At 63.6% G+C, this 21,169-nt stretch carries 15 protein-coding genes; 6 read left to right on the plus strand and 9 right to left on the minus strand.

Annotated features, from left to right (window positions below):
• Positions 1 to 29: 29 nt before the first annotated feature.
• The gene (locus tag BSF38_RS08950; protein ID WP_076344882.1) at positions 30 to 1,925 is read right to left on the minus strand and encodes a SpoIVB peptidase S55 domain-containing protein; all 1,896 of its coding nucleotides are present in this window, start codon (positions 1,923 to 1,925) and stop codon (positions 30 to 32) included.
• Positions 1,926 to 2,350: 425 nt separating this feature from the next.
• On the opposite strand from BSF38_RS08950, the gene BSF38_RS08955 reads away from it, so the two are divergent.
• Positions 2,351 to 3,814: a DUF1501 domain-containing protein gene (locus tag BSF38_RS08955; RefSeq protein ID WP_237170812.1), complete on the plus strand. Its 1,464-nt coding sequence runs from the start codon at positions 2,351 to 2,353 to the stop codon at positions 3,812 to 3,814.
• A gap of 21 nt (positions 3,815 to 3,835) precedes the next feature.
• On the opposite strand, the gene BSF38_RS08960 is transcribed toward BSF38_RS08955, so the two are convergent.
• The 3 genes from BSF38_RS08960 to gnd form a co-directional block, all read right to left on the minus strand.
• On the minus strand, positions 3,836 to 4,303 hold the full coding sequence (locus tag BSF38_RS08960; RefSeq protein ID WP_076344884.1) for a hypothetical protein: 468 nt from the start codon (positions 4,301 to 4,303) through the stop codon (positions 3,836 to 3,838).
• 91 nt (positions 4,304 to 4,394) lie between these two features.
• Complete coding sequence (locus BSF38_RS08965) at positions 4,395 to 5,789, minus strand: serine/threonine-protein kinase (protein ID WP_076344886.1); 1,395 nt, start codon at positions 5,787 to 5,789, stop codon at positions 4,395 to 4,397.
• Between the two features lie 293 nt (positions 5,790 to 6,082).
• Positions 6,083 to 7,549: a decarboxylating NADP(+)-dependent phosphogluconate dehydrogenase gene (gene gnd / locus BSF38_RS08970; protein ID WP_076344888.1), complete on the minus strand. Its 1,467-nt coding sequence runs from the start codon at positions 7,547 to 7,549 to the stop codon at positions 6,083 to 6,085.
• Between the two features lie 1,007 nt (positions 7,550 to 8,556).
• Between gnd and BSF38_RS08975 the strand changes: the two genes are divergently transcribed.
• Entirely contained in the window at positions 8,557 to 9,402 is an 846-nt protein-coding gene (locus tag BSF38_RS08975; protein ID WP_076344890.1) for an IS5 family transposase, read from the plus strand.
• On the opposite strand, the gene BSF38_RS08980 is transcribed toward BSF38_RS08975, so the two are convergent.
• The gene (locus BSF38_RS08980; RefSeq protein WP_076344892.1) at positions 9,312 to 10,238 is read right to left on the minus strand and encodes a DUF2806 domain-containing protein; all 927 of its coding nucleotides are present in this window, start codon (positions 10,236 to 10,238) and stop codon (positions 9,312 to 9,314) included. The two genes, BSF38_RS08975 and BSF38_RS08980, sit on opposite strands and share 91 nt — an antisense overlap.
• Before the next feature lie 276 nt (positions 10,239 to 10,514).
• Here BSF38_RS08980 and BSF38_RS08985 point away from each other — a divergent pair, with 276 nt between their 5' ends.
• Positions 10,515 to 11,171: an REP-associated tyrosine transposase gene (locus BSF38_RS08985; RefSeq protein ID WP_076344894.1), complete on the plus strand. Its 657-nt coding sequence runs from the start codon at positions 10,515 to 10,517 to the stop codon at positions 11,169 to 11,171.
• Positions 11,172 to 11,176: 5 nt separating this feature from the next.
• On the opposite strand, the gene BSF38_RS08990 is transcribed toward BSF38_RS08985, so the two are convergent.
• From BSF38_RS08990 to BSF38_RS09010, 3 genes are all read right to left on the minus strand, one after another.
• Complete coding sequence (locus BSF38_RS08990) at positions 11,177 to 12,088, minus strand: transposase (protein WP_145952034.1); 912 nt, start codon at positions 12,086 to 12,088, stop codon at positions 11,177 to 11,179.
• Between the two features lie 184 nt (positions 12,089 to 12,272).
• Positions 12,273 to 13,229 carry a hypothetical protein gene (locus tag BSF38_RS08995; protein ID WP_145952035.1) on the minus strand — a complete coding sequence of 319 codons (957 nt, stop codon included), beginning with the start codon at positions 13,227 to 13,229 and terminating at the stop codon, positions 12,273 to 12,275.
• Between the two features lie 985 nt (positions 13,230 to 14,214).
• Positions 14,215 to 15,513, minus strand: a complete 1,299-nt coding sequence (locus BSF38_RS09010) for a diphosphate--fructose-6-phosphate 1-phosphotransferase (protein WP_076344904.1) — start codon at positions 15,511 to 15,513, stop codon at positions 14,215 to 14,217.
• 280 nt (positions 15,514 to 15,793) lie between these two features.
• Between BSF38_RS09010 and BSF38_RS09015 the strand changes: the two genes are divergently transcribed.
• On the plus strand, positions 15,794 to 16,177 hold the full coding sequence (locus BSF38_RS09015) for a BlaI/MecI/CopY family transcriptional regulator (RefSeq protein WP_076344906.1): 384 nt from the start codon (positions 15,794 to 15,796) through the stop codon (positions 16,175 to 16,177).
• A gap of 32 nt (positions 16,178 to 16,209) precedes the next feature.
• Positions 16,210 to 18,570 carry a M56 family metallopeptidase gene (locus tag BSF38_RS09020; RefSeq protein ID WP_168189350.1) on the plus strand — a complete coding sequence of 787 codons (2,361 nt, stop codon included), beginning with the start codon at positions 16,210 to 16,212 and terminating at the stop codon, positions 18,568 to 18,570.
• Between the two features lie 67 nt (positions 18,571 to 18,637).
• Here the strand turns inward: BSF38_RS09020 and BSF38_RS09025 are convergent, their stop codons facing one another.
• A complete protein-coding gene (locus BSF38_RS09025) occupies positions 18,638 to 19,543 on the minus strand; it encodes an HAD family hydrolase (RefSeq protein ID WP_076344910.1) in 906 nt (301 codons plus the stop codon).
• A 314-nt stretch (positions 19,544 to 19,857) separates the two neighbouring features.
• Here BSF38_RS09025 and BSF38_RS09030 point away from each other — a divergent pair, with 314 nt between their 5' ends.
• Complete coding sequence (locus BSF38_RS09030) at positions 19,858 to 21,156, plus strand: serine/threonine-protein kinase (RefSeq protein WP_076344912.1); 1,299 nt, start codon at positions 19,858 to 19,860, stop codon at positions 21,154 to 21,156.
• The last annotated feature ends 13 nt before the right edge of the window (positions 21,157 to 21,169 follow it).

The raw sequence follows: 21,169 nt of genomic DNA on the forward strand, positions 1-21,169 counted from the left end.
AGCCAACCGGGCGTCACGCCCGGTCGCGATCACTTCAACGATAACGAGAGCCCGGCGTCCTTGGCCACGGTGAACCGCAAGGTGTGGGCGCCCTCGACGACCCAGGGCGTGGCGGCGACCTGGATCAGGTCGGACCGGATCGGGGTCGCCGGGATCTCCCGCTTCGAGGCGAAGACCGCCCGGGCGCTCCCCGGCAGGTTCGGCAGGTCCTGGCCGGCGACCGCCAGTCCGCGTTCCGGAGCTTGAACGTGGGCGTAGATTCCGGTCCGCTTGGGCTCGGTCTGGATGTGCAGGGATTTGAGGATCGCTTCAAGGTCGCGCGGCTCGGTGAGGGCCGGCTCGTTGCGGAACCGCCGCCGGACGCTGTTGGGGAGGTCGCAGAAAACCGCCTCGTGAGATCCCTCGGGGAAGTCGGCGGGGATCGCCAGCGCGATCTCGACCGTCTGACGCTCCCCCTTGAACGGCTTCAGCACGACCGACGCCTTCAGCTCCTTGCCGGGCTCGACCGTGTTGGACAGCAGCCGGACCGACTCGATCGTGGCGACCTTGCGGCCCTGCTCGATCTCGATGTCGCAGTCGATCCGCTCGATCCGCACCGGGGCCATCGGATTGCGGACCAGGATGTTGACGACCGACGCGAGCGGTCCGAACAGGGCCGAGGCGCCCGACGGCCCGGTATACCGGGGACCGCTGAAGGTGTCGCTGAGCGTGATCGGCTCCAGGTCCTTGAGCTTGACGTCGGCCTTCAGCCGGGCGGTCAGCTCGTCGGGGAGGTTGCCCTCGGTGTCGATGGCGCTGGTGAGGACCGACATGATCAGCGACGACAGCAAGGCCGGCTCGCGGACCATCTCGACGTTATAGGTCCGGGCGTCGGAATAGCGGCCCGTCTTGACGTGGACGGTCATCGGCAGCATGTCGGGCTTGGGACCGATCCGACCGGCGACGCAGGTGCTGACGTCGGTGTCCAGCACGCCGACGACCTTCAGCGGCGAGCCCATCTTCATGCTCACGCTGGTCCGAGGATAGACCGTGTGGATGTAACCGGTCATCAGCGGGAACTCGCAGGCCCCGAGGCCGAACATCGGGTGGCCGAATCCGTAGACGCGGTCCCCCTCGACGTGTGTAACCGTGCCGATCCCTGAAAGGTCGAAGTCGCCCATGACCATCGCGATGCTGAGCGGCGATCCGGGCGCGAGCGGCTTGTCGCCTTCCTCGCGGCGAATCTGCTCTCCGGCCCCACCGCCGGACATCGGAGCCATGCCGAGCGGGCGCAGCCGGGTTTCCAGGATCGACATCGCCCGTGGGCTGAAGCCCGTCGCGGCCAGCGGAGTCGCGATCGGGATCATGCCCGCGCCGCCCCCCGAAACTGTCAGGGGCATCGACGACCGATTGGGGGCGGGTTCATCACCAAATCCGTCCAGCTCGGTCGAGAACGACAGCCGCGACGCCTGAATCGGCGCGCCGGCTCCCTTCTCCTTCGCCTCGGCGGCCAGCCGGCGGTCGTTCGACCGAACGTACTGGACCATCTGCTGGAACGGCGTGACCCCCGCGATCGGATCTTTGCCGAATTCCCAGGCGAACGCGACCGCGCCGATGAGCTTGCCGTCGATGTAGATCGGGCTGCCGCTCATCCCCTGGATGATCCCCGCGTGCTCAAGATTGCAGCCGGTCAGCCGGCAGAGCACCATGTCGCGCCCCGGGCTGACGTCGCGCATCACGCCCAGAACCTCGGCGCCGAACTCTTCGAGCTTCGTGCCGACCATCACGGTCTTGCCGACGCCCTTCATCCCGGGACGGAGATCCTTCACATCCCAGTAGGTCTTGGAATCGGGCTCGCCCGCGACGACCGCCGCTCCCAGCAATACCGCAAGGAACCCACCGAGCCCGAACAGACTTGCCCCTCGCCGGATCGTCATGGATCGCATGGCACGAGTTCTCCCTGGAACAGGGGTTGGCCGAGACGTCTGGATCAGAATGTGATTGAGCAAGCGAGAGGCGGCCCGAGACCTGCAGCGTCATGCTTTCTTCGGTATGGACGTCACAAGATCATTCAAGGACGCCCCCAGATAAGGGGACGATCCGCACTTACCAGCTCACGGGCCTGAGGTGTTGCTCCATCCTGGAATCTTCTACGGGAATAGTACGCATCCCTTAACATCAGGTCAACGAATACTTCACAATCAACTTCATCGGAATTTCCGATCGTCGTCCGATCTCGGGCCGTGTTGCGACGACGCATCATCGAGTTGGGATCGGCCCGGCGACCTCGATGCTTTGAACATTCGCCCCGGAACCAGCGGATTGCAACTTGTGAAAGGAATGTTAAACTCTTCTCAGGGAATTGTCCAGGATGGAAGCACGCAAGCAGGATGCGGCGTCTCCAGAGAAGGTCGCCGACGAACCCGACTTGAACGAAGGGACCATCATGTTCGACCTCATGGGCGCGGCGTTCGGAAATTGCAGCGGCGTAACGCGTCGCAACCTCCTGCGAGCCGGTGTGCTCGGCTTCACGGGCCTGAGCCTCGCCGACATGCTCAAGGCCAAGGCCCTGGCCGACGCCGCCGGGACGAAGCGAAAAGGGTCCGACGAGACCTCGGTGATCTTGATCTGGCTGGACGGCGGGCCTCCCCAGCACGAGACCTACGACCCCAAGCCGGACGCCCCCGAGCAGGTTCGCGGCCCGATCGGTTCGATCCGGACCAAGGTCCCCGGGATCAGGCTCTCCGAGCTTCTCCCGCGCCACGCGGCGAACATGGACAAGATCGCCCTCCTGCGGTCGATGCATCACGACAACGGCGACCATTTCGCCGCCGCGCACTGGATGCTCACGGGTTACCTGGGATCGAACGCGGTCAACCAGACGCCCCAGTTCCCGTCGTTCGGCTCGATCATCTCGCGGATGAAGGGGTCGACCAAGCCGGGATTGCCCCCATACGTCGGCCTGCCGAACACGCACTCGGTCGGAATCCCGATCGGTTACCACGGCGCGGCGTATCTCGGGCGGGGCTACGACCCATTCAACGCCGACGGCGACCCCAACTCCGACGCCTACCGCGCGACGAACCTTGACCTCCCCTCGGGGGTCGATACGGGCCGGCTCTGCGACCGCCGCGACCTGCTGACGTCGTTCGACTCGGCCCGTCGGGGGCTCGACAAGTCGCTCGCCAACCGCGAGCTCGACCAGTTCCAGAGCGCCGCGTTCGACATGATGAGCGGGCCCGCCGCGCGCGCCGCGTTCGACATGAAGCGGGAAGACCCGAGGCTCCGAGACCGCTACGGCCGGCACACCTGGGGCCAGAGCGCCCTGCTCGGCCGCCGGCTGGTCGAAGCGGGCGTCCGGTTCGTCACGCTGACGTTCGGCGGCTGGGACTGGCATTCCAGCATCGAAAAAGGGATGCACAACGTGCTCCCGATCCTCGACGCCGCCGTCGCCACGTTGATCGAGGATCTCGACCAGCGCGGGATGCTCGAAACGACGATCGTCCTGGTGATGGGCGAGTTCGGCCGGACGCCGGTCCTCAACAAGGGCCTGCCCAACGACTCGGTCCCAGGCCGCGATCACTGGGGAAACGTGATGAGCGTTCTGGCGGCGGGGGGCGGATTTCAGGGGGGCCAGGCCATCGGCGCATCGGACGCCCGGGGCGCCGTGCCGGCCGACCGGCCGATCACGCCGCAGGACCTGGCGTCCACGCTCTACCACCGCCTGGGTCTCGACCTCTCAACCACGTTCAACGACCGCACCGGCCGCCCCGTCTCGATCAGCTCGAACGGCCAGGTCATCACCGAACTCGGCGGCCCGAACGTCGGCGTCTGAGTCGATCAATCGGATCGTCCGTCAATCGTCCTCGGACGGAAGTTCCGGGGGCGAGTCACCGCCGCGCTCGGCGACCCTCCGCTGGATCTCCTGGCGCAGCTCGTCGAGTTGCTCGCGGAAGATGGCCTTGCGCTGGCGGGCGGCGTATGCGCGCGTCGCCAGCCAGTCGGCGAGGGCCAGACCGAGCATCACGATGATCAGGCTGAGCACCACGAGCCAGACGACGACGAACCGCGGGTTGCCCCGACCGCCGACGCGCGGTTCGACCCACGAGCCGATGTAGACCTCCACGGCGAGGGCCAGCATCACGCCGACGCCCAGCCAGCGGCGGACGTCCTGGCGGCGAAAAAAGCCAGCCTCCTCCGGGGAGGCGAGGTCGCCACGCCCCTTGCGCTCGTACCACTGCCGCAGCCCCAGGAACGCGGCGATCATGGTGACTCCCAGCGCGAGCGCTCGGCACGCCTCCTGAAAGTCGGTCGCCCCCGGCATGACGCGATCCCCTTGGATTCGAGAACCCACGAATGGGGCGCGCCGTCGAGGACGAGCCCCAATCCCCCAGCATACCCAACGACGCCCGGCTTCAATAGAGATCGAGGCGGGTCATCTGCATCTCGATCCGGTCGGAGCTGCGGGCGATCTCGAGGATGGCGTCGCGCAGATCCTGGGTCCGGACGCGGTCGCGGAGGAAGGTCCGCGACATGACGAACATGGGCGCTCCCAGCACGTAGCGGATCGAGAGGCTGCCGTAGGTCAGCCGCGTGTTGAGGGCCAGGGCGTACGAGAAATAAGCCGGATCGGCCGGTCCGCAGACCGAGAAGACCGACAGGAACCGTTCGTTCTTCCCCTGCTCGCCCTCGTTGACCTCGACCATCACCTCCTGCAAGCGGTCGCCCGGCTGCGGGATCATGATCCGGAACGTGTCGCGCCCGCCCTGGACGAAGCAGTCCAGCCCCTCGACGCTCTGCCGAACCAGGCTCTCGGTATCGCGGAGATGGTGGATGATGAGCTGAAGCTCCTCGCCCAGCTCGTCGGCCGAAGCGTAACGGTCGGCCGGCGACTTGGCCAGGCAGCGCTTGATGATCTCCGCCAGGTGGTCGTTCATCCCCGGCACGATCTTGCGGATGTCGGGGACCGGCTCGGTCTGGTGGAGGCGGATCAGCTTGCCGATTCGCTCGGAGCTGAACGGGATGCGGCCGGACAGCAGGTAGTAGAACATCACGCCCACGGCGTAGATGTCGGACTGCGGGCTGGCCGAGGTCCCCGAGAACAGCTCGGGCGCCATGAACGTCGGCGTTCCCGCCAGAGTCTGGCCGGAGCGCGAGACCTTCGTCCGGCGCTGCACCAGGCCGAAGTCGGCGAGCTTGGCGTTCCCCTCGGGCGTGAGCAGCACGTTGGCCGGCTTGACGTCGCGGTGGACCATCCCCGCCTTGTGGGCGGCTTCGAGCGCCTGGAGGACCTGGCGGATCAGCCGGGCCGACCGCGCGGGCTCGAACGGACCTTGCTTGACGAACGAGTCGCGCAGGCTCACGCTCCCGGGCACGTACTCCATCTCGATGAAGTGATAGCCGGCGTCGGAGCCCACGTTGTGGATCGTCACCACGTGGGGATGAACCAGATTGGCCGCGGCCCGCGCCTCGGCCCAGAACTGGTCGCGAACCTTCGGCGTCCGGGCCACCAGCCGAGGGTCGATGATCTTGAGGGCGCAGGTGCGCTCAAGACCCAGATGCCAGGCCTTGTAGACCCGCGCCATCGACCCGCTTCCCAGATGCTCATCGATCCGATACTGGGCCAATGTGCGACCGACCAACTCGTCGGGCGCGTCGCTGCTCGTCGGCTGTCCAACCGCCGGCGCGGGCCGCCGCGTCGTGGACCGAGCGGCTCCGTTCGGCGTGTGCATGATCGTCGCCTCGGGATCGACGATTGCCTCGACCGCCGCCTCGGCGACATGAATTGCAGCCTGAATGCGGTCATCCATGACCAGAGCAGCCTTCGCCACCCTTGAACCTTCACTCATAAATCAACCTAAACTATTCAGCCAAAAAGGGTTACGCAGAAAGAAAGGAGTCTGCGAAAACATCAGGAGAGTCGGGGAGGGTCGTTTCGTATGGGCGTGCTGACTTTACATTGTATTCGTAATCGGCTCTCAAGTCTGGACGAGCTTACGGGAAATTAACAAAGTCGATCGGATTCAACGCATTGGGTAAAGCAAACGGGGAGGACGCGCCTCCCCGTTTGGGTTGAGTTGGGTGCCAGGCCGGATCGGCCGCCTCAGACGTTGTAGGACGTCGAGGCGGTGTCGCCGCCGCGGCCGGTCCAGTTGGTGTGGAAGAACTGGCCGCGCGGCTTGTCGGTCCGCTCGTAGGTGTGAGCGCCGAAGTAGTCGCGCTGGGCCTGGAGCAGGTTGGCGGGGAGTTCCGCCGACCGGTAACCGTCGAAGTACGACAGCGCCGACGTCATGGCCGGGAGCGCGATGCCGTGGGTGATCGCCGCCGCGCAGACGCGCCGCCAGCTCTCCTCGGCCCGGGCGATCTCCTGGGTGAAGAACGGGTCGAGCAGCAGGTTCGAGAGCTTGGGATCACGATCGAACGCTTCCTTGATCCGGCCCAGGAAGGCGCTCCGGATGATGCAGCCGCCCCGCCACATCAGCGCGACGCCGCCGTTGTTGATCTCCCAGTTCGACTCCTTGGCCATCGCGTTCATTAGCGAGAAGCCCTGGGCGTACGAGATGATCTTGCTGGCGTAGAGCGCCTGTTCGATGTCGTCGACGAGCGACTGGCGGTTGCCGTTGAACGGCGAAGGATGGCTCTTGAGCACCTTCGACGCCGCGACGCGCTCATCCTTCTGGGACGACAGCGTGCGGGCGAAGACCGCCTCGGAGATCAACGTCAACGGCACGCCGAGATCGCAGGCGGAGATCACGGTCCACTTGCCGGTCCCCTTCTGTCCGGCCGTGTCGAGGATCAGGTCGACCATCGGCTTGCCGGTTTCGGGGTCCTTGTAGCCGAGGATGTCGCGGGTGATCTCGATCAGGTAGCTGTCGAGTGGCCCCTTGTTCCAGCGCTCGAACACGCTGTGCTGCGCGGCGGGCTCCATGCCCAGCAGCTTCCGCATCACGAAGTAGGCTTCGCAGATGAGCTGCATGTCGCCGTACTCGATGCCGTTGTGGACCATCTTGACGAAGTGCCCGGCACCCTCGGGTCCGACCCAGTCGCAGCAGGGGGTTCCGTCGGGAACCTTGGCGGCGATCGCCTGGAAGATCGGCTTGACCAGCGGCCAGGCGTCGGGGTTGCCGCCGGGCATGATCGACGGCCCCTTGAGCGCGCCTTCCTCGCCGCCGGAGACGCCGGTGCCGACGTACAGGATGCCCTTCTCCTTCAACGCCCGGGTGCGCCGGGTCGAGTCGGGAAAGTGCGAGTTGCCGCCGTCGATGAGGACGTCGCCGGGCTCAAGGAGCGGGACGAGTTCGTCGATCACCGCGTCGACCGGCGCGCCGGCCTTGACCATGATCATGATCTTGCGAGGGCGCTTGAGCTGCGCGACCAGCTCCTGGACGGTGTGCGCTCCAACGATCGGCTGGCCCTTGGCCCGACCGTCGAGGAACGCGTCGACCTTGGCGGTGGTCCGGTTGAAGACGGCGACCGTGAACCTATGGCTGGCCATGTTCAATACGAGGTTCTCGCCCATCACGGCGAGGCCGATGAGTCCAATGTCTGCGGTCGGAGTGGTCGCGGCCATATCGTCGGTTCCCAGGAAGTTTGGCGGTCGGCTCGAAGATCGAGCGGCGGGTTCAAGTTGGGAGACGATTCTAGCACAACGCGGCGACCGGTTTCATCCTCGGTCGCCGGACGAGACCGCAACGCGATCCGTCGGTCTCGCGCTCAGCCCAAAACGCCCTTCGGAAACATGTGCGTCCACCCCGACGAGATATGCCCCTTCCATGGGCCCCATTCAAGGCACTCTTTAAGGTGCGTGGCCGAGCTGCCTGCAACCAGACGCCGGCGGCAGGGGTCGTAGTCGCGGAAGGCGAAGACATAGAGGCCGAGCGTTAAAAAAGCGCCATGTCCCGAATGGCATTAAGCCAAGGCGCAACATCTATACCGGAACTGGCCTTGCGTCACCTAGCATTCCAGAACAATTTGCGATCGACGCGACCTACGGATCGACAAACGGCCGGGATTCAATCTATATTGTGAAATGCACATAATGGCACGCGATCGTCCAGCGGGAGGAACGGCGGCCGATATTCGCCGTAACGGGTTTGCGATAAATGGCTTACGTCTTAGCTTAATGCCATTCCGCTATGTCCCTCTTTTTCTCCATCCACAGAGAAATCAAGCCGGCGACGGAACCGGCGGGGAAGATGTAGCCGAGCAACGTAGAGAGGTCAGGCAACGGATGTGCTCCATGAGGACTCGAGCTGCCGTATCCGCCATCCTTCGTCATGAGTAGCCGACAAGCCGAGAGGAAGCCCCGGACCTCACAGGCGATTAAGTGGTGACGATGAATGGGTAAGCCTTCGTCACCGCATCGTCACGCAAGGTATCATCGCCCACAAGAAACCACTTCTGGTCTTCGAAGAATTTCTTGCAGATAAGCCGCACTTCTTCGTTTGGCTGTGCTTTAGAGATCGGTGCCAATTGCTGCCCTATTTCTGTAAGAGGCTATCCCGTAATTCTAGAAGATCGTAAACTCTTGTCCTCCCAGGAGGTTCGCAGGATTCATCGCCGCAGGAGCACCGTTCGATGCGTAAGCCCTACCCGTCCGACCTGACCGACGAACAGTGGGCGATCGTCGAGCCCTTGATCCCCATTCCCCAGGTCGGACGGCCCCGGACCAACGACATGCGGGAGGTGCTCAATGCCATCCTCTACCTCAACCGCTCGGGGTGCCAGTGGGATATGCTGCCGCACGACCTGCCGGCCAAGAGCACCGTCTACAACCACTTCGCCCAGTGGCGGGACGACGGCACATGGCAACTCATCCTGGACGCCCTGCGCCGCCAGGTCCGCACGACGGCCGGGCGGGAGCCGTCCCCAAGCGCCGGGAGCATCGACAGCCAGACGGTCAAGGGGACCGAGACAGGGGGCGAACGGGGCTACGACGGCGGCAAGAAGCTGACCGGCGTGAAACGACATATCATCGTGGATACGCTGGGGTTGCTGCTGGTCGTGGCGGTCTCGGCGGCGTCCGCCGACGACGGGACGCACGCCCCCCAGGTGCTGGGGCGGCTGACGGCCGAGCATCGAAGCCGGTTGGCGTTGGTCTGGGGCGACGGCAAGTATCGCAACCACCACCTCGACGGATGGCTGGCGGAGGCCTCGGCCGGGTACAGGATCGAGGTCGTGGAGCGGCCGCCGGGAAGCCAAGGGTTTGTGAAGCTGCCGAGGCGCTGGGTGGTGGAGCGGACGTTCGCCTGGCTGGGGCGGCATCGGCGACACAGTCGGAATTACGAGCACCACGCCGAGAGCAGCGAGTCGATGATCCGCATCAGCTCTATTCATCGCATGCTCAAGTTCTTGAAGCCCGATCGCTCAAGGCCGGCGATCCCGTTCAAGTACCATAAAAACCAGGACATCATTACGGGATAGCCTCTAAGTATCGCATGTCCGATATTTACATCCTTTTCAAGAGGGCATTGGTCTTCCTTGTAACGAAAGAGATGAGGTGTCCTGAAGTAGCGGAAAGTGAGCGAAAGGCTGCCGACTCGAATGTTGGGCGAAGGATTCTTGAAACCAAATATTTTGGAAACTCCGGCAAGAGCATCGAACCGGATGAGTCCAATATCGTCCAACATTTGCAAGGCGTCGTAATCTATATTTATGCCAGGCACGGCGCTATAAATGTTCGGTGTTGGAACAATTGGATATTGCTTTTCAGATGAATCTATGCTCCAGAGGCAAGAGCAAAATCGTACGAAGACCTCGGCCTCATGCTTGCTGAGAGTGCGAACCAATTGCAATGTCCGAGCGGAGTAACTGCCTGGCTTAGTGATCTCGCCCGCAAGGATCTGAGCCCATAGCGATTGCATCTCTTCATCGCCAACGTCTTGGCATGCGTCGATGAATTTAAAGACCCAATCCGGATCGACCGGATCCTCGGACACATCATCAGGGATTGCCTGATACGATTGTGCTACGATGCTTTCGAGGTTGTGCTGACGCCTTGACTCGATCTCCTCGGTTCTGAGGCGGATTCGCTCCTCATGATCCAACCTCTTTAACGCTTGCTCCGCCTCCATATCTTCGATTTCGTACTTGGCCTGCGCCTTGTAGACGGGTGCCCGTGCCTTCACCTTGTTCATCTCGTCTTCGTGCTTGAGCTTCATACCGAAGCCGATTCGCTTGAAGATCGTCTCATTCAGTTTGGTCGCCGCAGCGTTGACGATCTTGTTGGAACAGATGGCGGCGATGATTTCGTAAGGCATGGCCCGATCTCCTTGGCCTGAAGCCCAGAACAACCCAGCACGAATGAATTCATCGTAGCACGTCGCCTTATCAGGCTCCAGTGCCAGCCAACCAAAAAAGGGGCGGTCACAGTCCCTCGATCCGCCACCCCGGCCCATCACTTGGACTTCTCATCGACTTCGTGGATGTCCTGACGGAAGCGGCTTAGTGCTTGAACAGGAAAACGGGGACATAGCAGGAAAACGGGGACATAGCGCTTTCTTGACGCGCGGACTCCCGCGTATTAGCTTCGATGTATCCCAAGAACCGCTCGGGCCGCCGTCGGTGGTATGATCTATCACGCCCTGAATCGGGGGAACGGCCGCGCGGCCGTCTTCCACAAGCCGGAAGACTACGACGCCTTCCGGCGGGCGATCCTCGACGCCCGCGAGCGGCTGCCGATCGACGTCCTGGGCTACTGCCTCATGCCCAACCATTTCCACCTGGTACTGCGGCCCCACGGCGACGGCGACCTCGGGCGTTGGATGCAATGGCTGCTGACTGCCCACGCCCAGCGCTACCACCGCCATTACGGCACCAGCGGGCACGTCTGGCAAGGGCGTTTCAAGGCGTTCCCGATCCAGGACGACGACCACCTCGCCGCCGTCCTGCGCTACGTCGAGCGCAACCCCTTGCGGGCCGAGTTGGTCAAGAGGGCCGAGGACTGGCGCTGGTCGAGCCTGCCCGACTGGATTCGGGGCGACCCCCTTCTCTGGCGCGGCGAGCCCCCGCTCCGCGACTCCGTCTGGCTGAGCCGGGTCAACGAACCGCTCTCGGCGTCCGACCTGCGCCGCATCCGTCACTCCGTCGAGCGCGGCCGCCCCTTCGGCGACGAGCCCTGGACCCGCCAGACCGCCACGCGCCTCGGCCTGGAATCCTGCCTCCGACCTCGGGGACGGCCTCGGAAGGAATAATAGCGCTATGTTGCTCTGTAGAAAACCCGTAGTCGCACAATCATGACGTTATGGGTAATGGCCCGAAGGACGATCTCGCGGCACTGGGTCGGATGCTTCCGCGCGCGGAGGGCCGAGCCCAAGCGCCGCTTGAGCATCGAGTTCACCGTCTCCACCTGCCACCGTTGACCGTACTTGCGTTTGAGCCCGGCGAAACGCTGTTTCATCACCCGCCGCCACCAGCCCGTGGGGGGCTTGTCGGTCGGCCGGCCCCGCTTCGGCGGGATGATCGTCCGCACGCCGTGCGACCGGACGGCCCGGTGGACCCGTTCGGCGTCGGCCAGCAGCGTGTCGATCCGGGCGCGGCGCACGGCCTGGGTCCAGGCCCGGCCGAACTGCACCAGATCCGACGCCGGGCCACGCCCCGGGACCGCCGAGAGGATCATATGGCTCTTGCAGTCGACCACGAAGACGACCTTCGGATAATGCGCGTAAGTCCTGGCGGGGTCGGAGTCTCCGGCGGAGCGACGCTTGGCGTAGTAGCGGCTGACGTGCCGCGACTCCATCCCCGGGCCGTCGACGGCCGCCAACGGGACGCGGCGCTTCAGCGTCCCGTCCTGCCGCGCCCGATCGAGCACGGCGTCGAACATCCGGCGGCCCGGGACCGACGCCAGCAGGCGTTGCGCGGCCTTCTGAAACGTGGTGAAGTGCGGGACGACCGTCAGCCCGATCCGGTCCCGCAGGTCGGCGTGGTCCGCCAGGTGCGCCGCCAACCCGCGGTAGTCGAGGCGGAGGAACTCCTTGAGCACCAGGCAGGCCAGAAGTTGAGGCTGGGTGAACTTCTTGGGGCTGAACTGGTGGCGGTGCGCCGGAAGGGCGCGACAAGCCGCCTCGTAGGCGACCTGGAACACCCGCAGTGGTGATTTGCTCGTAGTCACATGTCATTCTACGACCGCCAGTGGACGACGGTTCACGGGTTTTCTACAGAGCAGCGCTATGTCCCTCTTTTTTATCCTGGAATCCTGCCTCCGACCTCGGGGACGGCCTCGGAAGGAATAATAGCGCTATGTCCCTCTTTTTTATCCTGTCCCTCTTTTTTATCACCAGGCTCCGATCGACCCTTCAGCCATGATCTCTGGCCGATAAAGTCCAGATCAACTTTGAGAACCACCCCTGGGGTCTGAGCGGAGAATCCAGAACGCGATCAAGGAAAGGCAGCATTGTGTCCCTCCAGTTCAGGAGAGGATATCTGCCGTTGGATTGTCCATTTTCCTCGATGATGACGGGCTCCAGAAATCGCAGGGTCTTTTCGCCATCGATCATCGCCAAGGCAACCTGGCCGATCCCGTCGGCTCCCGAGGAGTGGTCGACGTCGCGGACGGTCCGAAATTTGGGGGAGAGATCGGCGGGCAATGTCGGGAAAAACCGAATCAATCGCTCACGAACGGAGTCCGGGGAACTCCCCCCGGGTGCAATTGCGACGATCAAGAGTCGATCGACGTGATCGCTCCCCAATAGCTTTTCCAATTCCCACTCGATCCCGGCTGATTCACCCAGGACGAGGATAATCGCCCGGGATCGGGGAAGGAGGCACAAGACGAGGTCTTGCCACTCGTCATCCCGCACGTAGTACCGCGAGATTCCGCTCGTCTGAAGCTTTTCCTTCGGCCTGCCGATCGCGACGAGAGGGCCCACGCGACGGAATAGTCTCAGGATCCTGAACTCCGGCCCGTACGCCAACCGAAAAAAATTGTCGAATTGGAACGGCCTGAGGTAGATGATCGGGGGGCGCGGATCCTTCCGGAGGACATCGGCCGCGAGCGGGGCCGTCAATCTCGACCCGAGGATCAAGAATCCAAACAGGCCCAGCAGTGCGAAGAAGCCCGACAGGTTCAACAGGGATTCGTACTGCTTAAAATACTGATCCAATATCTTTGTGTTATAGAGTATTCCGTTGATTATCAAATTCATGAAACAAGCAAATGCCAGGGTATAGCATAACGCTCCACACGTGCGGCTGCGGAACGGGTGCAACGAAGGATCTTGTTCCGGCGGATAGCCGAGAGCTTGCGTCATCATGTGTGTCGACGGAATCGTCCCCGTGGAAACTCGAACGTGTTCAGTTCTCCCCAATCGGGCATTGAGCTCGTCCTCCGAGCCCCCTACCGCTCCTCCGGGCTCTCATTGGACACTGGCCCGAGTCCAAGGTAAAGGGGCTGTCCACGAACAATTTCCAAGCCTTTGGTACAATGGAGTCGTTATCGAGTGACGACAAGTCGGAAAAAACGACGGAATAGAGGGGAACATAGCGTTTTCACGCCCTGCCAACTGCGAATCCTCCTCTACCTACCCGCGCAATTCATTCATTCCACCAAATCACTGCGATCCGAAATCAGGACAAGTCCTTTCCGATTACCAGAAGGAATCGACGATCAAGCTTGCAGATCTGACGTAAGTTCAAAATGGAGGACTCTGCGAGTCTTCCGGCTCGTTTTCAATTCGGCAGGCGGGTGACATGGACGAGCGATCCGGTTATCGGCATCGACGGCCTCGATAAAAAGCGCGCGAAGGAAGCCAATCGACCTCGTCGGGCGAGTCGGCAGAAGCTGTGGAAAACCGCGCGAACGGAGCCAATCGGGCGGCGACGGTCGAAGCGAAGTAGATCGGTCGAGAGGGCGAGAATGAGGCGAAGACCGGCTTTTCTCGCGCGATCGAAGCCAATTGGTGCGTCGGCTGCAACTTCTTTATGAATCGATCTTTACGCGAAGCGAACTCGGCATCTTCGGCCGTCAAACGAAGCCAATCCGGACATTGATTCGGGAAGGGCCGCCGGGGCTGGGCCGGTCGGAAGGAGCGGAACCGGGAGGGCGGCGCGAGGGGTTCGACGTCGGACGGATCGGGAGTGGAATCGGAGCAAACGAAGCCAAATTCGGCCAGGGCGGTCGGGCGGCTCGGTCGGTGGTCAGGGGCGGGCGGGGCGCACTCTGCGCGGTCGAGTTCGGGTTCCTCCTCCGGCTCAGCGGACCTCGTCTCCACTGAGCCGGGGATATTTCCCGGGACTTCGTCATCCCTTCGCGCGGGCAGTCTGAGGGACGTACGCAGGGAGCTTCTTGGGGGCGAAGACCTGGGCGATTTTCGCGAACCGGGGGAGGCCGGCGACGGTGGGGACGCTAACCCAGTCCTCGCCGATCAGCGGCCGGGCGTATTCGACGAAGTCGTCGGTCACGTCGATCCGGCTGGGGGCGATCCAGCTCTTGGGGAAGAACCGCTCGGAATTGGCGACCTGTTCGAGCGGAGCCTTGTCGTAGTGGACGTTATAGCCCGAGCCGGTCCGGTCGCGGAGGATCGTCGCCATCCAGCCGTTGCCGTGCTTGCGGGCGACCTCCACCGCGTGCCGGCCGACTCCGTAAGCTTCGTCGAGGTCGGTCACGCTGGCGTAGGCGATCGCGTTCCGCTGGTCGGTCCCCGGAACCTGCCCACGGGCCTTGCCGGGGACGGGGAACTTGAGAGTGTTGAGGTAGTTGACGACGATCTGCGCGACGCTCTGCTGGCTCGCGCCGAACTGGATGTGGCCGAAGTTGTCGCGGATCGCGCCGACGTCGCCGACGTCGAATCCCTCGCTGACGACCACGATGCAGCGGCCGTCGGATTCGAGTTGGCGGACGACGTTCTCGCCAAGCTGTTCGAGGGACAGTCCCGATTCCGTCAGGTAGATCTGGATCGGCAGCTTCCGCTCGGGGTCGGCCAGCCGGGCGGCGGCGGGGATGAAGCCGATTTTCCGCCCCATCGCCTGGATGACGAGCACGGGGTCGGCCGGACAGGAGCCCGCGTTCTCCTCGTTCGCCTGGCGGACGTAATGGGCGTAGTAACGGGCCACCGAACCATACCCCGGCGAGTGGTCGAGGAGCCGGAACTCGGCGTCGCCGAGGTCGTTGTCGATCGTCTTGGGAACGCCGACGGCGACCAGGTCGAGGCCGCTGTCGCGCGCCAGCACGCTGACCTTATGGGCCGTATCTTGGGAGTCGTTGCCGCCGATATAGAAGAATGTGCCGACGTCGTGGGCCTTGAAGACGTCGACGACGCGCTCGAAGTCCTGATCCTGCCCCTTCTTGAGCTTGTAGCGGCAGGTGCCGATGCTCCCCGCGGCCGGCGAGGTGCGCAGGAGCGCGATCTCCTCGGCCGACGTCGCCGAGAGGTCGATCAGCTCTTCCTTGAGGACCCCTTCGATGCCGAACCGGCCGCCGTAAACCTTGCCGAAGGCGCTCGGATGGCTGCGGCAAGCTTCGATGATGCCGCGAAGTGAGTTGTTGATCACGCAGGTCGGCCCGCCGGACTGGGCCACGACGACGTTGCGGGGGGGCATTACGATCGATCCTTTCCCGATGGCGGCTGATCCGCGTCACTGACTGACCCAGCCCCCGATCGGGCCGGAATTCCCATCGATTGCATCACGCCCGGCCCGCGCCGGCAAGTCCGACCAAAGGTGGCTTCCCTTTCTGAACCGACACCGCGTTTCCACAAACCTTGCCGCTGATAGACATCCCAACGACTGGGCCACTAAAAATTTAGCGTCTAAACCTTGACCCGCCCTCCGCAAGGCACTAAAAAATTAGCGCATCGCATTGGACTCAGTGGAGGATGCAATGTCGGACTTCAGCACGTTGAGCCGTCGCGAGCGGCAGATCATGGAAATCCTCTACGCGTTGGACGGCGCCACCGTGATGCAGGTAGTAGCCGGACTGGAGAACGCGCCGACCGACAACGCCGTGCGTCGCCTGTTGCAGATTCTCGAAGAGAAGGGGCACGTCCAGCGTCATAAAGCGGGCCGCGAATTCATCTACCGCCCGATCCAATCGCGGAAGCGGGCCGGGGAACGGGCTCTGAAACGTCTGCTGGAAACGTTCTTCGAAGGCGCGCTTGATAAAGCCTTCGCCGTCCACCTTGGCTCGAAGGACGCCCGGATCACGGACGCGCAACTTGATCGCATGATGGACCTGATCAACGAGGCACGTCAGAAAGGCAGGTAGCGGACATGTTCGGGTTCACTCGAGGCTTGCCGTTGGCAGCGCTGGATGATGCTTTTCTTTCCGTCCTCGCCGACTCTTCCATCAAGATCTGCGCCGTTTTCGTGATGGCGGCCGCGGCAAGCCTTATCCTTTACCGATCGTCCGCCGCTCTTCGGCATTTCGTCTGGGCGGTCACGATGCTGTCCTTCCTGCTCATGCCGATCCTGTCCGCTTCCGTACCGCGATGGCGGATACTTCCGAGCTGGACCGCCCCTGGCGATTCCGCTCCTCAGGAACTCGGGCCCCGAAGGGCGGCACGGCCAGACTCTGTGAACCAGGCCCATGTAGGACATCGCGACCACCGAGAGAGCCTCGACACGACCTCGCCGCCGTCCGCATCGATGGTTGCCATTCCTGCGCAAGCCGATGGATCTCTCCCCTCACCGACTGCCTACTCAATCCCTCGGCTTGCTTTCCTCCTCTGGCTCTGGCTTTTCGGCTTCGGCGTAATCCTGCTCCGAGCCGCGACCAGTCGGATCATCGTGCATCGCGTGGCGCAATCCGCCGATCCCGTGACGGTCGGACCGATCAGCGAGGTGCGTCGATTGCTAGAAACAGGCCGGCGGGCGGACGCGTGCCTGAGCGTCCGAAGAGGAACGCCCATGACCTGGGGATTTCTTCACCTGAAGCTCCTCCTGCCGGCCGATGCCTCCCACTGGGGGCCGAGGCGGCTTCGTGCGGTTCTGCTCCACGAATTCGCCCACATCAGACGCCACGACACGATTCCACATATGCTTACTCAATTCGTCTGCGCCTTCTACTGGTTCCCCCCCCTGGTGTGGCTGGCGGCGCGACGTCTTCACGAGGAATGCGAACACGCTCGCGACGACCTGGTGTTGGAGAGCGGAGTCAAGCCGTCGGATTACGCGGAAGAACTACTGGGCCTCCTCGTCCCAGGGTTTATTCCCTCCGCGGCGTTGGCGATGACCGGACGGTCCGAATTGGAGGTCCGGTTACGGGCGATACTGGACGAGAAGACGGATCGTCGACCGATTACACGGCGTACCGCCTTCATCGTCGCGATCTTCGGCGTCAGCTCGACGGCCGCGTTGGCCACCCTCCAGGCCCCGAATCCGTCGGCTTCGCAGTCCGCCGCCGCCGCGCCCGCGAATTCCGCCTCGACTGCAACGCAGCCGCCGAAGTCGACCCCCGAGAAGCTGGCCGTGACGTGTGTGGACTCGGACGGCAAGCCGGTCGCCGGTGCCGAGGTGCATCTTTATCAATTTGTCGGTCGAAGCGACGAAGGACGATTCGTCCATTCCGGCCCTTTCACGACGGATGGGCGCGGGAAGGCAGTCTGTTCGGATGCGACCCTCTACGACGGCGGTAATTTCGATCGCTGGTTCTATGCCCGGGTTCCCGGCCGACTCGTAGGTGCCGGACGCTCTGCGAAATGGACGAACCGGGCCGCCTTCAACGCAGAAAATCGGGTCGTGATGCAGGCGTCAAAAACGGTGGACGGGCATGTCACATTGCCTGCCGGCTTCGACCCCACCAAGGTGACGGTTCGGGTACGAACCCTTCATATCGCTACCGGTCCTGGCGCGATGGATTACGAGTCTTTCCCGCGAGAGGACAGCTTTCCGGGTCTCGATACGTCGTTGCCGAAGATTTTCGATTGTCGACCAGACCCGAAGGGGCGGATTCAATTGAGCGACGTCCCGGTTCGCGGGTGGTTGTACCTGGTCACGTCCGCCGTCGGGCTCGGGGAGGCCCAATGGTCGAATATCCGGAATAGGGAAAACAACTTCGATCAACCGATTCACATAGCGATGGAAGAGGAGGGTTTCTTGTCAGGCCGCGTCCTATCGCCGGACGGAAAGCCAGCCGTCGGCATGAAAGTAACAGCCCGTCTCTCATCATCCGGCTGCCGGCAGAATCTCTACCTCAGTTCTTTCCGCGCCGTCTCCGACGCAGAAGGAGCGTTCTCTCTCCCCGGCCTACCGCAAACAGAGGTCGTCCTGACGGTCCTTGATCCGAAGAAGAATTGGACCTTTCGACCGTTGGAGAACATCCTCGTCCAACCGCACCAGGATCCGAAGCTGACGCTCAAGCTGGAGTCGGGTGTGAGGGTGGGCGGTAGGGTCCTGACCACGGACGGCAAGCCTGTGGGAGGAGCCGCCATCTCAGCGGTTGCAAGCGAGAGCGGCGGTCCTGGCCTCGCGGACGATCAGACGGACGCCGACGGACGCTACGAACTCCGCCTGCCCGGCGGAGACGCCTATCTCTATTTCAACAGTCTGCCCGACGGGTTCGCCTATCCAACCCCTCAGATCGTCAAACGCCTACAGATCAAGCCCGCGGAGGATGACGTCCAGCACCTGGACTTCACCCTCCAGCGAAAACCGAAGTGACGCGGGCCGTCGATGCGACGCCACAAGACGCCTGGCCAACCGCGAGGCGTCCGATGCGGGCCGCCAATCACGCGCAGACGGTCTTCCAGGGGGGCTCGGTGGGCAATAGGGCCTGGAACCGGGTGATCTGCGACTCCATGTAGGCGCCCGCGTATTCACCGTTGAGGAACTTGGGCAAGGCTTCCTCGAAGAACCGCTGCCACGACTCGTCTTCGAAACCCGGGTCGATCGGATAGAAGAGGACGTTGTTGTCGAGCGCGGCTTTCTGGTCGCCGGGGGCGTCGCCGATCATCAGGATCTTGTCGAGGTCGTACTTGCCGACCGCGCCAAGCGCGAGGTGCTCCTTCTTGCTGCCCAGTTCCTGGCCGGCGATCAGGCTGACGTAAGGCTTGATCCCGTTCTCTTCCCACTCGCGTTCCAGGGCTTCGCCGGGGGTGGCCGAGATGACCATCACGTCGGCCTTGCCCTTCAGGCATTCGAGCGACTCGCGGACGAACGGGAACGGCGGCACGTCGTGGACGACCTCGCTGATCGTCTGGTTGACAGCCTCGCTCCAGGCGAGGGCCTGGACCAGGTCGGGGTCGCCGGTGCGTTCGACCTCCAGCTTGAGCGTGGGGTTGGAGAGCTTCGTCTCGCGTTCGATCCATTCGCGCAGGCCTCGCAGCGGCGGCAACCGGCGTCGGCGAGACTGTACTTCCGCACGGTTCGCCAGCAGGTCGAACGCCATCACGAGCGCGGGGAAGCGGTTGATCCCCCGCCAGTGCGAGTACAGGTTCACGAACTCGCCGGCCTCGCGAGCGTACTTCGAGATCGCCGCCAGATCGTACGACTTGACGATATTCGGGATGAAGCACTCCTTGTGCTTCACCTCCATCGTGTCGAACGCACAGCCGTCGCTGTCGATCCCCACGAAGAAATCGTGCCGCTTGACGAACTGGCGCAAGGCAAGCTGGGGGTCGCTCGGCGCCGCCATATCCCAATTCCTTCCGCCCTCGGGGGCGATGATACTCGCATCGGTTCACGGAAAACGGTTCTTCGGATCGTAGCCCGTGTGGGAACGACTGTCCAGTGAGCGATTCCGATCGGAAACCACGAAGCTCGACGATCCGACGTCCGTCGCACCCGGGCGGGCGGAGTGGACGCGCGAATGATTGAGGGGCGTTAGGTCTTCTGTTATCCTATGTTGCACTGACGGGGCGTCGCCGTCGCGGGTTGTCGAACGGCCGAACGAACAGCCGGTGCTAGGCTGCGTCGGAGAGGCGTCGGGCCGAGGAGTGGAATGCCGCGATGGCGACCTTCGAACGATCGAAATCGAGCGACAAGCCGCTCACCGACCTGCTCCCGGTGCTTCGCGGCTCGAAGATCCTCAGCGACCGCCAGGTCGACGAGATCCGCAACCGGATGATCCGCGGCGAATACCCCTCCGACCCGACGGCCCTGGCCGAGCGGCTGATCCGCGACCAGTTGGTCACGCACTACCAGGCCAGGCGGCTCCTGGGCAACAAGCCGTACGGGCTGGTCGTCGGCCGCTACATCATCCTCGATCGAATCGGCTCGGGTTCGATGGGACGGGTGTACAAGGCCCACCACCAGATGATGGACCGGGTCGTCGCCCTCAAGGTGATCGCGCCCGAGATCGCGGCCAACGAACGGGTCGTCGCGCGATTTCAGCGGGAGATGAAGCTGGTGGGACGGCTCGACCACCCCAACGTCGTCCGCGCCTATGACGCCGATCAGGTGAACCGGATCCTGTTTCTCGTGATGGAGTACGTTCCCGGCGAGAGCCTGGGCGAGCGGCTGAAACGCGGGCCGATCCCCGCACCGGAGATGATCGACTACGCCGCGCAGGCGGCCCACGGCCTGGCCCACGCGCATGGTCAGGGGATGGTTCATCGCGACGTCAAGCCCTCGAACATGCTGCTGACCGAGGATCGGAAGATCAAGATCCTCGACCTCGGCCTGGGGGTCTTGATGCAGGCCGACGACGCGGCGACGTTCGCCACGGCCGACGGGGTCGCGGTGGGAACCGTCGACTACATGTCGCCCGAGCAGGCCCTCGGCCGCGACGTCGACGGCCGCAGCGACATCTTCAGCCTCGGCTGCGCCATGTTCCATCTGATCACCGGCAAGCTCGCCTACCCCGGCGAAACCCCCATCGACCGCCTGGGCCGACGGATCAACAAGAGCCCCGTCCCGATCACCGATCACATCCCTGATTTCCCGTCGAGCGCCGTGCGCGTCATCGAGAAGATGATGGCGTACAAACCGCAGGACCGCTATGATTCGGCCCTCGAAGCGGCCGACGCCCTCCAGGCGCTCATCCGTCCCAAGACCCGAAAGCCGGTGCCCCCGCCGGCCCCTTCCCCTCCACCGTCGCCCCCGGCCGACGAGCCCGACTCGGCGATGAGCGTCGCCGTTGAGCAGGCGAAGGCCCACCCTCTGCCCCTCGTGTCGGTCCCGGAGACGATCCCCCCTCGCTGGCTCGCCCCGGTCGCCCGGCGACCCGCCGTCGCCCTCGCGAGCGCCGTGGCGGCTCTGGCCCTCGCCTTCGCGGCCGGCGTCGGGGTCGGCTACCTTCTGAAGTGACCAAACCGCGGCC

The sequence above is a fragment of the Paludisphaera borealis genome (assembly GCF_001956985.1).
GTDB lineage: Bacteria > Planctomycetota > Planctomycetia > Isosphaerales > Isosphaeraceae > Paludisphaera > Paludisphaera borealis.